The sequence below is a fragment of the Pseudomonas sp. Sample_20 genome, assembly GCF_004307585.1.
Taxonomy (GTDB): domain Bacteria; phylum Pseudomonadota; class Gammaproteobacteria; order Pseudomonadales; family Pseudomonadaceae; genus Aquipseudomonas; species Aquipseudomonas atacamensis.
Genome location: NZ_RCOA01000108.1, coordinates 69,831 through 84,766, shown reverse-complemented (window position 1 = coordinate 84,766; position 14,936 = coordinate 69,831). Strand labels below are relative to the sequence as shown.

Annotated in this window: 14 protein-coding genes; 8 read left to right on the top strand and 6 right to left on the bottom strand. The window is 60.4% G+C overall.

What is annotated here, in order from left to right:
- Window positions 1–114: 114 nt before the first annotated feature.
- The 4 genes from D8U70_RS21790 to D8U70_RS21775 form a co-directional block, all read right to left on the bottom strand.
- Window positions 115–987 (bottom strand): ABC transporter permease subunit, encoded by an 873-nt coding sequence (locus D8U70_RS21790; RefSeq protein WP_071172836.1) that lies wholly within the window; start codon window positions 985–987, stop codon window positions 115–117.
- Window positions 984–1,898, bottom strand: a complete 915-nt coding sequence (locus D8U70_RS21785) for an ABC transporter permease subunit (RefSeq protein WP_024013334.1) — start codon at window positions 1,896–1,898, stop codon at window positions 984–986. The genes D8U70_RS21790 and D8U70_RS21785 overlap by 4 nt, the downstream gene beginning before the upstream one ends.
- On the bottom strand, window positions 1,895–3,037 hold the full coding sequence (potA, locus tag D8U70_RS21780; protein ID WP_024013333.1) for a polyamine ABC transporter ATP-binding protein: 1,143 nt from the start codon (window positions 3,035–3,037) through the stop codon (window positions 1,895–1,897). The genes D8U70_RS21785 and potA overlap by 4 nt, the downstream gene beginning before the upstream one ends.
- Before the next feature lie 369 nt (window positions 3,038–3,406).
- Window positions 3,407–4,168, bottom strand: a complete 762-nt coding sequence (locus D8U70_RS21775) for a gamma-glutamyl-gamma-aminobutyrate hydrolase family protein (protein WP_130929698.1) — start codon at window positions 4,166–4,168, stop codon at window positions 3,407–3,409.
- 282 nt (window positions 4,169–4,450) lie between these two features.
- Between D8U70_RS21775 and D8U70_RS21770 the strand changes: the two genes are divergently transcribed.
- From D8U70_RS21770 to D8U70_RS21750, 5 genes are all read left to right on the top strand, one after another.
- Window positions 4,451–5,827 (top strand): glutamine synthetase family protein, encoded by a 1,377-nt coding sequence (locus D8U70_RS21770; protein ID WP_007918694.1) that lies wholly within the window; start codon window positions 4,451–4,453, stop codon window positions 5,825–5,827.
- Between the two features lie 254 nt (window positions 5,828–6,081).
- Window positions 6,082–7,572: an aldehyde dehydrogenase gene (locus D8U70_RS21765; RefSeq protein ID WP_130929697.1), complete on the top strand. Its 1,491-nt coding sequence runs from the start codon at window positions 6,082–6,084 to the stop codon at window positions 7,570–7,572.
- 49 nt (window positions 7,573–7,621) lie between these two features.
- The gene (locus D8U70_RS21760; RefSeq protein ID WP_122508018.1) at window positions 7,622–8,905 is read left to right on the top strand and encodes an FAD-binding oxidoreductase; all 1,284 of its coding nucleotides are present in this window, start codon (window positions 7,622–7,624) and stop codon (window positions 8,903–8,905) included.
- Window positions 8,906–9,246: 341 nt separating this feature from the next.
- The gene (locus D8U70_RS21755; protein ID WP_011333561.1) at window positions 9,247–9,795 is read left to right on the top strand and encodes a cupin domain-containing protein; all 549 of its coding nucleotides are present in this window, start codon (window positions 9,247–9,249) and stop codon (window positions 9,793–9,795) included.
- Window positions 9,796–9,938: 143 nt separating this feature from the next.
- Window positions 9,939–10,223, top strand: coding sequence for a hypothetical protein (locus D8U70_RS21750; protein WP_110645556.1), 285 nt, complete (start codon window positions 9,939–9,941; stop codon window positions 10,221–10,223).
- Between the two features lie 70 nt (window positions 10,224–10,293).
- Here the strand turns inward: D8U70_RS21750 and D8U70_RS21745 are convergent, their stop codons facing one another.
- On the bottom strand, window positions 10,294–10,725 hold the full coding sequence (locus tag D8U70_RS21745; RefSeq protein ID WP_076563430.1) for a hypothetical protein: 432 nt from the start codon (window positions 10,723–10,725) through the stop codon (window positions 10,294–10,296).
- A 159-nt stretch (window positions 10,726–10,884) separates the two neighbouring features.
- On the opposite strand from D8U70_RS21745, the gene D8U70_RS21740 reads away from it, so the two are divergent.
- The 3 genes from D8U70_RS21740 (at window position 10,885) to D8U70_RS21730 (ending at window position 13,502) form a co-directional block, all read left to right on the top strand.
- The gene (locus D8U70_RS21740; protein WP_071172831.1) at window positions 10,885–11,307 is read left to right on the top strand and encodes an HD domain-containing protein; all 423 of its coding nucleotides are present in this window, start codon (window positions 10,885–10,887) and stop codon (window positions 11,305–11,307) included.
- Window positions 11,308–11,474: 167 nt separating this feature from the next.
- Window positions 11,475–12,530, top strand: coding sequence for an AbrB family transcriptional regulator (locus tag D8U70_RS21735; protein ID WP_130929696.1), 1,056 nt, complete (start codon window positions 11,475–11,477; stop codon window positions 12,528–12,530).
- Window positions 12,531–12,716: 186 nt separating this feature from the next.
- Window positions 12,717–13,502 (top strand): DeoR/GlpR family DNA-binding transcription regulator, encoded by a 786-nt coding sequence (locus tag D8U70_RS21730; protein ID WP_130929695.1) that lies wholly within the window; start codon window positions 12,717–12,719, stop codon window positions 13,500–13,502.
- Between the two features lie 111 nt (window positions 13,503–13,613).
- Here D8U70_RS21730 and D8U70_RS21725 read toward each other — a convergent pair whose 3' ends face one another.
- Window positions 13,614–14,897: an FAD-binding oxidoreductase gene (locus tag D8U70_RS21725; RefSeq protein ID WP_130929694.1), complete on the bottom strand. Its 1,284-nt coding sequence runs from the start codon at window positions 14,895–14,897 to the stop codon at window positions 13,614–13,616.
- Between the last annotated feature and the right edge of the window lie 39 nt (window positions 14,898–14,936).

Here is a 14,936-nt window from a genome sequence, read left to right as displayed (position 1 = left end):
CGGCTGCGAAGCAGTCGCAAAACCTGAATACGGAGTCTTCAGGTAGAACTGCAGGGGCCGCTTCGCAGCCCAACGGGGATAAATCCCCTCGCCACAGTGGTTCATCGGTGTTGCTCAGGCAGTCGCCGCTGCCGGCTGTTGCCACGACTCATTCGCGGTCTGATCCATCGCTTCCTGAATCGCCCGTTTGCGGTTGGCCTCTGCCTTACGGCCGAAATACCAGACGAGGAAAGTCACCAGCGACACTGCCAGCAGAATCAGGCTGGCCACAGCGTTGATCTCGGGTTTCACGCCCAGACGCACCGCCGAGAACACTTCCATCGGTAGCGTGGTCGAGCCCGGCCCGGAGACAAAACTCGCCAGCACCAGATCATCCAGCGACAAGGCGAACGACATCATCCCGCCGGCGGCCAGCGACGGCGCGATCATTGGAATGGTGATGAGGAAAAACACTTTGAATGGTTTGGCGCCGAGGTCCATCGCCGCTTCTTCGATCGACAGATCCAGTTCCCGCAGGCGCGCGGAGACTACCACCGCCACATAAGCGGCACAAAAGGTGGTGTGGGCGATCCAGATGGTGACGATGCCGCGCTCCTGCGGCCAGCCGATCAGCTGCGCCATCGCCACGAACAGCAGCAACAGCGACAGACCGGTGATCACTTCCGGCATTACCAACGGCGCGGTCACCAGGCCACCAAACAGCGTGCGACCCTTGAAGCGCGTCACCCGCGTCAGGACGAACGCGGCGAGGGTGCCCAGTGCCACAGCGGCAATCGCGGTGTAGCAGGCGATTTCCAGCGAGCGCACCACCGAGCCCATCAGTTGCGTGTTGTCGAGCAGGCCGACATACCACTTGATCGACCAGCCGCCCCACACCGTCACCAGTTTCGAGGCGTTGAACGAGTAGATCACCAGAATCAGCATCGGCAGATAAATGAACATCAAGCCGAAGATCAGCATGAATTTGGAAAAGTTGAAGCGTTTCATCCCCGTGCCTCCATCTCTTTGGCCTGGCTGCGGTTGAACAGCAGAATCGGCACAATCAGGATCAACAGCATCACCACCGCCAGCGCGGAAGCCACCGGCCAGTCGCGGTTATTGAAGAACTCCTGCCACAGCACGCGACCGATCATCAGCGTCTCCGGGCCACCCAGCAGTTCCGGAATCACGAACTCGCCGACCACCGGAATGAACACCAGCATGCAGCCGGCAATGATGCCGTTCTTGGCCAGCGGCACGGTGATCTTCCAGAAGTTGTTGAAGTTGCTCGAACCCAGATCCTGCGCGGCTTCCAGCAGGCTGTTGTCGTGCTTGACCAGGTTGGCATAGAGCGGCAGAACCATGAACGGCAGATACGCGTAAACCACACCGATATAGACGGCAGTGTTGGTGTTGAGGATCTCGATCGGGTGGTCGGTGAGCCCGGTCCACATCAGGAACCCGTTGAGCAGACCGTTGTTGCTGAGGATGCCCATCCACGCATACACGCGGATCAGGATCGCCGTCCAGGTCGGCATCATGATCAACAGCAGCAGGACGTTTTGCGTTTCCTTGCCGGTCTTGGTGATCGCGTAAGCCATCGGAAAACCGATCACCAGGCACATCAGCGTGCTCAATGCCGCGACCTTCAGCGAGCCGAGATACGCCGACAGGTACAGTTCGTCTTCGCCGAGCAGGGTGTAGTTGCCGATGTTCAGCAGCAGCTGGAATTTCTGTTCGGCGAAGGTGTAGATCTCCGAGTACGGCGGGATCGACAGCGCGGCTTCCGAAAAGCTGATCTTCATCACCAGAAAGAACGGCAGCATGAAGAACAGGAACAGCCAGATGAACGGAATGCCGATCACCAGTTTTCGTCCGCTGGGCACCAGGCGCAAGAATTGCTGATTGAAAGTTCTCATGAGCGCAGCACCACGCCGCTGTCGTCTTCCCACCAGACGTAGACCTTGTCGTCCCAGGTCGGCCGCGCGCCACGGCGTTCGGCATTGGCCATGAACGACTGGACGATCTTGCCGCCGGGCAGCTCGACGTAAAACACAGAGTGGCCGCCGAGGTAAGCGATGTCGTGGACCTTGCCTTCGGACCAGTTGTAGCGGAACTCCGGTTGGGTGGTGCTGACGAGCATTTTTTCCGGGCGGATGGCGTAGGTGATCGACTTGTCCTGCACCGAGGTGCTGACGCCGTGACCGACATAGATCTTCTGCTGCAAGTCGGGGCTGTGAATGATCGCGTGGCCTTCCAGATCTTCCACCACGGTGCCGTCGAAGGCGTTCACGTTGCCGATGAATTCGCAGACCATGCGGCTGACCGGCGCTTCATAAATGTCCACCGGGCTGCCGATCTGCGCGATCCAGCCCAGGTGCATGATCGCGATGCGCTGGGCCATGGTCATGGCTTCTTCCTGGTCGTGGGTCACCATCACGCAAGTCACGCCGACGCGCTCGATGATCTCGACCAACTCAAGCTGCATCTGCGAACGCAGCTTTTTATCCAGCGCACCCATCGGCTCGTCGAGCAGCAAGAGTTTCGGCCGTTTGGCCAACGAGCGGGCGAGGGCGACGCGCTGCCGCTGGCCGCCGGACAACTGGTGCGGGCGGCGCTTGGCGTATTGGGTCATGTGCACAAGGCGCAGCATTTCTTCGACGCGAGCATCGATTTCGCTGGCAGGCAAACGGTCCTGTTTGAGGCCGAAGGCGATGTTCTGTGCCACGGTCATGTGCGGGAACAGCGCGTAGGACTGGAACATCATGTTGATCGGCCGCTCGTAAGGCGGCATGTCGGTGATGTCCACGCCATCGAGCAGAATCCGCCCCTCGGTCGGCCGCTCGAAACCGGCGAGCATGCGCAGCAGAGTCGATTTGCCCGAACCGGAACCGCCCAGCAGCGCGAAAATCTCGCCCTGATGGATCTCCAGGGACACATCGTCCACGGCCACGGTTTCGTCGAACTTCTTGGTGACACGATCGACTTTCACCAGCACCTTTTTCGGTTGCTGCTGACCCTCGAGTGCCTTGCGGTAAGTGCTGGAGGCGTTTGCCATGTGAAACTCCCAACAGGTGTCGTGTGCCTGGCCAACGTGGCCGGGCTTAAGTGGATTGCGGAGCGGTCCGGAATGCCTGTCAGCTGGCGCAGAACCTGTGGGAGCGAGCCTGCTCGCGAATACGGAGTGTCAGTCGACATCATCGTTTGCTGATACACCGCTTTCGCGAGCAGGCTCGCTCCCACAGGGGATATGCGTTGACCTGAGTGGCCTTTGTCCGTACCGATCCGGCTTGTTCGGCGCCGCCGTCCTGGCTGCCTGGGTCGTACTTGTTGTTATCACGGGTGTTGCGGTTCACGACTGGCAGATGTGCAAACGCACACCCGCCAGCCGTGGGGGCAGTAAATCGTTATCGAGTCTGGGATTGCGTCAGCGCTGACTGCGCTTCGCCGCCCGTTGCCGGCACGCTGCGCCGAACGCCTGGAAAATCTTCAGGTAGTTCGGGTTGTCCAGCACCTGCCATTCCGGATGCCATTGCACGCCGAGGGCGAAGGTCAGGCTGTGCTCGACCGAGATCGCTTCGATCAAACCGTCCGGTGCCACGGCTTCAGCACGCAGGCCGGGAGCGAGGCGGTCGATGCCTTGGCTGTGAATCGAATTGACCTGAAATTCGTCGGGCAGCTCCAGCGCTTCGAACACGCCGCCAGCGATCACGCTGACCGCATGGGCTGGTGCGTATTGCACGGCCACATCCGGGCTGTCGGCTTCACGGTGGTCGAGCATGCCGGGCAGCTCGTGCACCTTCTGATGCAGGCTGCCGCCGAAGGCCACGTTCATTTCCTGGAAGCCACGGCAGATACCGAGCACCGGAACGCCCGCCGCGATGGCTGCACGCAATAAAGGAAGGGTGGTGGCGTCGCGGGCCGGATCATGATCCGTGCCGGGGGCGCTGGCCGGGCCTTGATAGTGGAAGGGCTCCACGTTCGAGGGAGAGCCGGTGAGCAACAGACCGTCGAGCTGACCGAGCAGGTCTTCGATTTCAGTCAGGTTGCCGAGGGAAGGAATGACCACTGGCAACCCTTCAGCGCCAACGCTGACAGCACGTACGTACTTGTCGCCGCTGATGTGATAGGGGTGCAGGCCAATCTGTTTGACGCACGCAGTAACGCCGATCAATGGCTTGAATGCCATTTTTATTCACCTCGAAGTCTGTCACTTGAACGAGCTTTTCCGGAGCTTAGCCTCGTTGATTTTAATTAACAACTGCCATGTAAAAAATTCTAAACGCCGTTCATCATATTGCTCAGGTTTACCGGGGTTTGCCGGCGGATATAGCACGAGAGTGTTAAGAAAAGCCCGAAAAATAAAGGCTGCAGGGCAGGGTGTTCGCTATTGACTTCACTTTGCCTTTCGGATTGACTGGCTGCGCAACACGGTGGTGAACATAATAATTAACAGCTAAATAGGTGCATCATGTCGGTCCCTCTGCGTACCGTTCAACTCAACGAAGCCAACGCATTCCTTAAGAAATATCCTGAGGTTTTGTACGTCGACCTTCTGATTGCGGATATGAACGGTGTGGTGCGCGGCAAGCGCATCGAACGCACCAGTCTTCATAAGGTGTACGAAAAAGGCATCAACCTGCCGGCGTCGCTGTTCGCGCTGGACATCAACGGCTCGACGGTGGAAAGCACCGGCCTGGGCCTGGATATCGGCGATGCCGATCGCATCTGTTACCCGATCCCCGGCACCCTGAGCATCGAGCCGTGGCAAAAACGCCCGACCGCTCAACTGCTGATGACCATGCACGAGATCGAAGGCCAGCCGTTCTTCGCCGACCCGCGTGAAGTGCTGGCCAACGTTGTGCGCAAATTCGACGACCTTGGCCTGACCATCTGCGCGGCGTTCGAACTCGAGTTCTACCTGATTGATCAGGACAACGTGAATGGCCGTCCGCAATCGCCACGTTCACCGGTATCCGGCAAGCGTCCGGTGTCGACTCAGGTGTACCTGATCGACGACCTCGACGAATACGTCGACTGCCTGCAAGACATCCTCGAAGGCGCGAAAGAGCAGGGCATCCCGGCTGACGCGATCGTCAAGGAAAGCGCCCCGGCGCAGTTCGAAGTCAACCTGCATCACGTCTCCGACCCGATCAAGGCCTGCGATTACGCGGTCCTGCTCAAGCGTCTGGTGAAGAACATCGCCTACGACCACGAGATGGACACGACTTTCATGGCCAAGCCGTATCCGGGCCAGGCCGGCAATGGTTTGCATGTGCACATTTCGATTCTGGACAAAGAAGGCAACAACATCTTCGCCAGCGAGGATCCCGAGCAGAACGCCGCACTGCGTCACGCGATCGGCGGTGTGCTCGAGACCCTGCCGGCGCAAATGGCATTCCTCTGCCCGAACGTCAACTCGTACCGCCGCTTTGGCGCGCAATTCTATGTGCCGAACTCGCCGAGCTGGGGCATCGACAACCGCACCGTGGCCGTGCGCGTGCCGACAGGTTCAGCGGACGCCGTGCGCATCGAACACCGTGTCGCCGGTGCCGATGCCAACCCGTACCTGCTGATGGCGTCGGTGCTGGCCGGCATTCACCACGGCCTGACCAACCAGATCGAGCCCGGCGCCCCGGTCGAAGGCAACAGCTACGAGCAGAACGAGCAGAGCCTGCCGAACAACCTGCGCGACGCCTTGCGCGAGCTCGACGACAGCGAAGTCATGGCGCGCTACATCGACCCGATGTACATCGACGTGTTCGTCGCGTGCAAGGAAAGCGAGCTGGCCGAGTTCGAGAACTCGATTTCTGACCTTGAGTACAACTGGTATCTGCATACGGTCTGAAGATCAAAAGCCCCTCACCCTAACCCTCTCCCGGAGGGAGAGGGGACTGACCGCGTCGTCTGGAGATATCCGGCGACCTGAACGATCCAGTCGATGATGGATTCGGCAAAGATTTTTCAGGTCGGCGCAGTTACCAGGCATCCCCCGATCGGTCCCCTCTCCCTCTGGGAGAGGGCTAGGGTGAGGGCAGCGATTCCCGGCCAGACAAAGCAACCAGACCAACCCCCGAATTCCCCCTTGTCGAGCTCAAAACAATGACCACAACCCGCAACGACTGGGAACAACGCTTCCAGTCTCTGTCCATCGAATCCCGCGCCTTCATTAACGGTGAATATCGCCCGGCACTCAGTGGCGACACCTTCGAATGCCTGAGCCCGGTCGATGGCCGCTTTCTTGCCGCCGTCGCCAGCACCGATGAAGCCGACGCCAACCTGGCCGTCGAAGCCGCGCGCCAGTCCTTCAACTCCGGCATCTGGGCGAAAAAAGCCCCGGCCGAGCGCAAGCGCGTGCTGATCCGCTTCGCCGATCTGATCCTGCAACACCAGGAAGAACTGGCGCTGCTGGAAACCCTCGATATGGGCAAACCGATCAGCGATTCGATGAGCATCGACATCCCGGCGACCGCCAACGCGATCCGCTGGAGCGCCGAGGCCATCGACAAGATCTACGACGAAGTCGCCGCCACGCCGCACGATCAACTCGGCCTCGTTACCCGCGAGCCCTCGGGTGTGGTCGCGGCGATCGTGCCGTGGAATTTTCCGCTGATCATGGCCAGCTGGAAATTCGCCCCGGCGCTGGCGGCGGGTAACTCGTTCATCCTCAAGCCTTCGGAAAAATCACCGCTGACCGCTATCCGCATCGCGCAACTGGCGCTGGAGGCGGGTATTCCGAAGGGCGTGTTCAACGTGCTGCCGGGCTACGGCCACACCGTCGGCAAGGCGCTGGCGTTGCACATGGACGTCGACGTGCTGGCCTTCACCGGTTCCACGGCGATCGCCAAGCAACTGATGATCTATGCCGGGCAGAGCAACATGAAACGCGTCTGGCTCGAGGCTGGCGGCAAGAGCCCGAACGTGGTGTTCGCCGACGCCCCGGACCTGCGCGCGGCAGCCCAGGCAGCAGCCAGTGCCATCGCCTTCAACCAGGGCGAAGTCTGCACTGCCGGCTCGCGTCTGCTGGTCGAGCGCTCGATTCGCGAGCAGTTCATCCCGCTGCTGGTGGAAGCGCTGCAAGCGTGGAAACCGGGGCACGCGCTTGATCCGGCGACCACCGTCGGCGCCGTGGTCGACCAGCGTCAACTGGACAATGTGCTGCGCTACATCAGCATCGGCCGCGAGCAGGGCGCCGAGTTGATTGCCGGCGGCCAACGCACCCTCGAAGAAACCGGCGGCCTCTACGTGCAGCCAGCGATTTTCGACGGCGTGACCAACGCGATGACCATCGCCAGGGAAGAAATCTTCGGCCCGGTGCTGTCGCTGATCACCTTCGACACTGCCGAAGAAGCCCTGCAAATCGCCAACGACAGCATCTTCGGCCTCGCCGCCGGGGTGTGGACCAGCAATCTGAGCAAGGCGCACACCTTCGCCCGCGGCCTGCGCGCCGGCAGCGTCTGGGTCAACCAGTACGACGGCGGCGACATGACTGCGCCGTTCGGTGGCTTCAAACAGTCGGGCAACGGCCGCGACAAATCGCTGCATGCGTTCGACAAGTACACCGAACTGAAAGCGACCTGGATCAAGCTCTGATTCTTTTACAGCGGCGGTCGCCCCTGATTGGCGGCCCTCGGAGAAACCTATGAAACAGCAACACGTAAACAGCTACTACGCCGCCACCCGCAACGAAGCCATCGACTTCCCGATTCTCGAAGAAGCGCTGGACTGCGACGTCTGCATCATCGGCGCCGGTTATACCGGTCTGTCCTCGGCGCTGTTCCTCAGCGAAGCCGGCTACAAAGTCACCGTGCTGGAAGCGGCGAAAGTCGGCTACGGCGCCAGCGGTCGCAATGGCGGGCAACTGGTCAATTCCTACAGCCGCGACGTCGATGTCATCGAAGAGCGCTACGGCGACAAGACTGCAGAAATCCTCGGCAGCATGATCTTCGAAGGCGCCGACATCATTCGCTCGCGCATCAAGGATTACGACATCAAGTGCGACTACCGCCCGGGCGGTATTTTCGCGGCGATGAACAAGAAACAGCTCAACGGCCTGGCCGAGCAGAAACGCAATTGGGAACGCTACGGCAACCGCAATCTGAAGATGCTGGATGCAGCGGACATTCGTCGCGAAGTCGGCTCCGATGCTTACGTTGGCGGCTTGCTGGACATGCAGGGCGGCCACGTTCATCCGTTGAATCTGGCGCTAGGAGAGGCCGCTGCCATCGTGCGTTTGGGCGGCAAGATCTACGAACAGTCGGCGGCGGTCGAAATTACCTACGGCGAGCCGATCACCGTGCGCACCGCCAAGGGGCTGGTCCGCGCCAAATACCTGCTGATCGCCGGCAACGCCTACCTGCCGCAAGGCCTCGACAACCGCGTCACCGCGAAAAGCATGCCGTGCGGCTCGCAGATCGTCGTCACCGAACCGCTGACCGAGCAGCAGGCGCGCAGCCTGATCACCAACAACTATTGCGTCGAAGACTGCAACTACCTGCTGGATTACTACCGTCTCACCGCTGACAACCGTCTGCTTTACGGTGGTGGCGTGGTCTACGGTGCGCGGGAACCGGACGATATCGAACAATTGATCCGGCCGAAGATCCTCAAGACCTTTCCGCAGCTCAAGGACGTGAAAATCGACTACCGCTGGACCGGCAATTTCCTGCTGACCATGTCGCGCATGCCGCAATTCGGCCGCATCGAAAAGAACGCCTACTACATGCAGGGCTACAGCGGCCACGGCGTCACCTGCTCGCACCTGGCCGGCAAACTGATCTCGGAAATGATCCGCGGCGACGCCGAACGCTTCAACGCCTTCGCCTCGCTACCGCACATGCCGATGCTCGGCGGCCGCACCTTCTCCGCACCGCTTACCGCTCTGGGCGCGGTCTACTACTCCCTGCGCGACCGCTTCGGCGTCTGACTTACCTCACCGGCGACGGTCTGAAAGACCCCGCCGGTTTTTCACTTATGCAAAACCACTGATGTCCACTGTGGGAGCGAGCCTGCTCGCGAAGAGGCCATATCAGGCGACATCGATTCGCCAGACACTACGCTTTCGCGAGCAGGCTCGCTCCCACAGTGACTGTATTGCCAAGGCCAACAGCACTTTTGCCGCACCATCCATCGAACCTGCTGAGCAACACCGGCAAACGTGATTTAATAGCCGCCTTTCACGGTTCCGGGACACGGGAGCAACGTGATCCGCGCGACCTGCGCGTCACCCGCCACCCACCCCCATCGCCCCTTTTACATAAGGCAGTCATGGATACGGGTTCTCGACTCAAACTAGTACGCGAAAGCTACAAACTCTCCCAGCGCGAGCTCGCCCGGCGTAGCGGCGTGACCAACGCGACCATCTCGCTGATCGAACAGAACCGCGTCAGCCCCTCCGTCAGCTCGCTGAAAAAGCTGCTCGAAGGCATACCGATGTCCCTGGCCGACTTCTTCACCTTCGACCAGCCCCCGCGCGAACACCAATACGTGTTCCGCGCCAACGAACAACCCGACCTCGGCCGCCACGGCCTGCGCCTGCTGCTCATCGGCGCCTCCGTGCCCAGCCGCCAGATGCGCCTGCTCCGCGAACAATACGCCCCCGGCGCCAGCTCCGGCGAAGAACCGATCGTGCATGCCGAAGGCGAAGAGTGCGGCTTGGTCACGCGCGGCACGGTGGAATTGACCGTGGACGGGCAGGTGAGTGTGCTGAGTGCGGGGGACGGGTATTACTTTCCGACGACGTTGCCGCATAAGTTTCGGAATATTGGCGCGGATGAGGCAGAGATAATCAGCGCGAATACGCCGGCGAACTTCTGATCGGATAGCGCATTATTTTCTGTTGACCCGGTATCTTTTAGGAGGTGTCGGGTTGTTTGTTCCTGCCATTCGTCAGCCCTCCCGCATTTTCCCCGCGCACGCGCTTCCAATGCATAACTCACCCCCGCAAAGGAACCGCCGACATGCATAAATCCAGTCTCGCAGCATTCACCCTAGCCACGCTGCTATCCGCCACTTCGCTCTACGCAACAGCCGCCAGCGACACCCCGGCACCCACCGCTAACGACGGCAATAGCCAAACCAATCCGAGTGCGCCGGAAGACATTCATTCCAATGGTGCCACCGTGCCCAAAGGCACGCAGGGCAATACCACCAACAATGACGGCTCGACACCTGCGGGTTCCAAGCCCAGTGGTTCGAAGCAATCGAACGACAGCGGCACCAGCAGCGGTGCTGGTGAGGGTTGAAGCTGTTTGCAGATGCAGCAAGCCCGGCATCAAGCCGGGCTCTCTATCAGGCAATCCTCGATGACCGAGGTTACTTAGCCTTCCAGTTCCCGCCGCTGTTCTCACAATCAATCTTTGCCTGCGCCAGGTGCTCGCCGTCGTAGTAATACGTGGTGACTTTGGCGTTGTCGGGCATGTTCAGCGGTTTGGCGCTTTTGTCTTTGCTGGTCGAGTGCGGGTTGGCCAGGGACTCCTGGGTGAGGCGGGCGGTGCAGGTGGCCTGGTAGTGGTCGTCGCAGCGATCGACTTTTTTCTTGGTGGCGTTGAGGGTGTCCTTGCTTTCGTTGCTGCAGGACCAGTTGATGGAGTCCACGGGCATGCCTTCGTATTCGTAGCAGCTGTGGGTTTCCACCGCTGGCACCGAGGCGCTGGAGGAGCGGGTCTGCACGTCGCAGCCTTCAGCCATGACGCAGGTGGGGATGATGGCGAACGTGGCGATCAGGAGCAGCAGTCGGGTTTTCATCGGCAATTCCTCTCCAATGGCGCCGCGTCTGATCGGTGATTTGGCGCTTGTCTGGTTTCGAGGCGGCGAGGGCGGGCAAGGTTCAATCGGCTTTGCGCTGCGCGATCTTCGCGTACACTGCGCAACAATCAGAAACATTCAGCGCAGGATTCGATTCCCATGGCCCAAACCCTCGAACGCGCTATCGCCATTGCCGCCACGGCCCACACCGGGCAGGTGGACAAGGGCGGGGCGCCGTACATTCTGCATCCGCTGAAAGTCATGTTGCGCATGCACACGCTGGAAGAACGCATCGTCGCTGTGCTGCACGATGTGGTCGAGGATTGCGGGGTGAGTCTGGATGATTTGCGCGGGGAAGGATTCAGCGAAGAGGTGCTGGCGGCGATTGCGGCGGTGACCAAAGTGCCCGGCGAGTCCTACGAGGACTTTGTTGATCGTGCCGCGCAAAACCCGATCGGGCGGGTGGTGAAGCTGGCGGATCTGGAGGAGAACAGCGATATCTCGCGGATTGCCTCGCCGAGTTGGGAGGATCTGGAGCGGATCGAGAAATATCGGCGGGCGATTGCGCGCCTTCGCGCATAGAAATGCCAATCCCCCTGTAGGAGCTGCCGAAGGCTGCGATCTGATCGTTCCCCACGCTCTGCGTGGGAATGCAGCCGGGGACGCTCTGCGTCCCAAAAGATCGCAGCCTTCGGCAGCTCCTACCAGGGACTGGTGGTGTGTCAGATAAATAGCCAGGAAGGCGAACCATGAAATCCATTGTGTGCTTGTTGCTTGCTGCCGGTTTCGGCGCGTTGTTGCAGTTTGAAGGCGTGCCCCACGGCTTGCTGCTGGGCTCGATTGTCGTTACCGCATTGTTTGCCAGTAAAACCGGCATCGCCCCGGCAACTCCTTATGGCTTGGGCTACATCCAGGTCACGCTGGGCATCGCCACCGGGCTGATGTTCGAAGCATGGGACAGCGAAACGGCGACGACGATGGTGCCCAGCCTCGGCGTATTGCTGATCTGCCTGACCGTACAAATCGCACTCGCCGGATGGTGGCTGACACGCGGCGCCGGTTGGAACCGCACCGATGCACTGCTGGCGGTGTATCCCGGCGCATTGGCCGCAGTGTTCGATTTGCTTGAGTCGGAAAAGGCTTCGAGCAAAGTCATCATCGTGCATCTGATGCGGCTGCTGTTGATCACCGTGCTGGTGAGTTTGCTCATTCCCGGGCAAGCAGCGGTGGCTGAAGTGGTCAGCGATCCGTTGACCACCGGCATGGCGCTGACCGCAATCGCTGTCATCGCGCTGAGCGTATTGCTCGGCCGCCTGCTGTTGCTGATCGGCGTCCCGGCGCCGTTCATGCTCACCGCGATCATCATCACTGCTGTGTTTGTGAAGACGGGATGGCTGCACGGCTTTCACATGCCGGAGTGGAGTTTGAACTTGGCCGCACTGATTCTTGGCGTGCGCATCGGCTCACGTTTTCAGGGCCTCGGCATCGCAGAACTGGCGCGGCATGGGCGCACCGCTTTGGTTTCGGTAGGTTTGATGATCGTCGTTGCAGCGGCGTTTGCCGAGGTGGCTGCGCGCTGGCTGGGCAATGATCCGCTGTCGCTGTGGCTGGCGTACATGCCGGGCGCGATCGAGACGATTGCGATTGTCGCGTTTGGCGGCGGGCTGAATGTGGTGTTTATCCTGACGCATCATCTGAGCCGGATGGTGCTGCTGCATTTTGCCCCGGCGTTGTTGGTGCAGGTCAGGCGTGGCCCAAAGCAATCGCGAACGACACGACAATCATGCAGGCGAAGGCGAAGTTGAGATTCATGGGCTGTTCATCCTGAGCTTTTGAGAGTGGGGCCATTGTGAACAGGCGCAGCGCAAAGAAAAAATTCGCCGTGTTGATTCCAATGATCGAAAGCATTGATAGCCGTTGCGTTTGTATTTGCCTGAGACTTTCGCTAGTGTCGCTGAAACCTGCAACTACAGGCACAAACAGGCATAACCATGCACGACCACTCCATCGCCGAATTGCCGTCCCTGCGCCGGCAGAAAATCCTTTTGCTTCTCGAACGTGACGGCAAGGTCATGGCCTCCGAGCTGAGCCAGCATTTCGCAGTGTCCGAAGACACCATCCGCCGCGACCTCGCCGAGCTGGACAGCGCCGGACTGGTGCAGCGGGTGCATGGCGGGGCGCTGCCGCGACCGAAGGACTCGGGCAAAGATTACTTCACCCGCCTGGATGAGACCGACGAGGTCAAAGTACGTCTGGCGCAATTGGCGGCGCAGCACATCGAGGACGGGCAGATTGTGCTGTTCGATTCCGGCTCGACCACCTTGCAGGTGGCGCGCGCGTTACCCGCCGACATCCGCATCACTGCCGTGACCGCCTCACCGCTGACTGCGATTGCCCTGTCGGAATACAAAGGCGTGAAAGTGATTCTGGCGGGTGGTGAATTGAATCCGCATTCGATGTCGGCCAGTGGTCAGGAAGCGCTGCGACTGCTGGCGGGGATCAAGGCGGATCTGGCGATTACCGGGGTGTGTGCGATTCATCCCGAAGTGGGGATCACCTCGCTGCATTTCGATGAAGTGCCGATCAAACAGGCGATGCTCGACAGTGCAACGCGGGTGATTGCGGTGACCACGGCGGACAAGCTGGGCGCGGTGGAGCCGTTTATAGTGGCGCCGTGTACGCGCCTGCATACGTTGATTACCGAGCGGCATCCGGGGTCGGGGAATGTCGAGGATTATCGGCGGTTGGGGATTGTCGTGGAGCAGTTGCCGGATTGAGTTTGTGTGGGGTTTGAGGGCCTCTTCGCGAGCAGGCTCGCTCCCACAGGATGTTGTGTCGTGCACAAATCCAATGTGGGAGCGAGCCTGCTCGCGATAGGGCCAGTAAATTCAGCGCAACCGCTCGAGCATCTGGTAATACCACATCCCCGCCGCCAGCAACGGGTTGCCCAGCAGGTCGCCCACTGGCACGCGAATGTGCTGGCACGCGGCGAAGGTATCGAATTGCTCCATTTGCCCGGTGATCGCCCGGCTCATGATCTCGCCCATGATGTGCGTGGTGGCGATGCCATGTCCCGAGTAGCCCTGGCAATACCAGACGTTGTCCGAGAGCTTGCCCAGTTGCGGGATGCGGTTGATGACGATGCCCATCGCGCAGCTCCACTGGTAATCGATCGGCACGCCTTTTAGCGCCGGGAACGTGCGTTCGATACACGGGCGCAGTTCCGCAGCGATGTCGCGCGAATCCTTGCCGCTGTAGTTGGCGCCGCCGCCGAACAGCAAACGGCCGTCGGCGGTGAGCCGGTAGTAATCGAGGACGAAGCGGCAGTCGTACACGGCGAGGTCTTCGGGGTTGATCTGTTGCGCCAGATCACCGAGCGGCGCGGTGGTGACGATGCCGCCCATGGCCGGGAAGATCTTGCCCTTGAGCTGACCCGGTTCGAGCTTGTGATAGACGTCACCGGCGAGCATCACCTGATTGGCGTCGATCTGACCGTGAGCGGTGCGCACGCCAGGTGTGTCGCCGTGAATGATCTCCAGCACTTCACTGTTTTCGAAGATCTGCGCGCCCAGGCTTTCGGCTGCGCGTGCTTCGCCAATGCACAGGTTGAGCGGGTGCAGGTGCATGTTGCGGGTGTTCTTGATGGCGCCGTGGTAGAGCTCGCTTTGCAGCAGGTCGCGAACCTGGCTGCGGTCGAGCAGGCTCACTTCATCGCCCAATCCGCGACGCACGGCTTCGTCGTAATCCTTGCGCAGATCGACCATATGGCTCGGCTTGTACGCCGCGTGCAAATGGCCGTGTTTGAGGTCGCACTGGATCGCATATTTCTCGACGCGCTCGCGGATGATTTCATGCCCGCGCCAGCGCAGATGCCAGATGAAATCGTCCACGTCATCGCCCAGTTTTGCACGCATCTGCTTGCGCATCGCGCCGTCGCCGGAAAGGCTGCCGGTAACTTGCCCGCCATTGCGCCCGGTGGCGCCCCAGCCGATCTTGTGGCTTTCGACGATGGCGACTTTCAGGCCTTTTTCCGCCAGTTCGACGGCAGTGGCGACGCCAGTGAAACCGCCGCCGATGATCACCACATCGACCTTGTGCCGGCCTTGCAGGGTCGGGTAGTCGGTGTCGTGGTTGAGGGTGGCGGTGTAGTAGGAATTGCAGCGAATGGTCATGTCAGGGTCCACAAAAAATTCCAGGTTCGAAGTGCATTC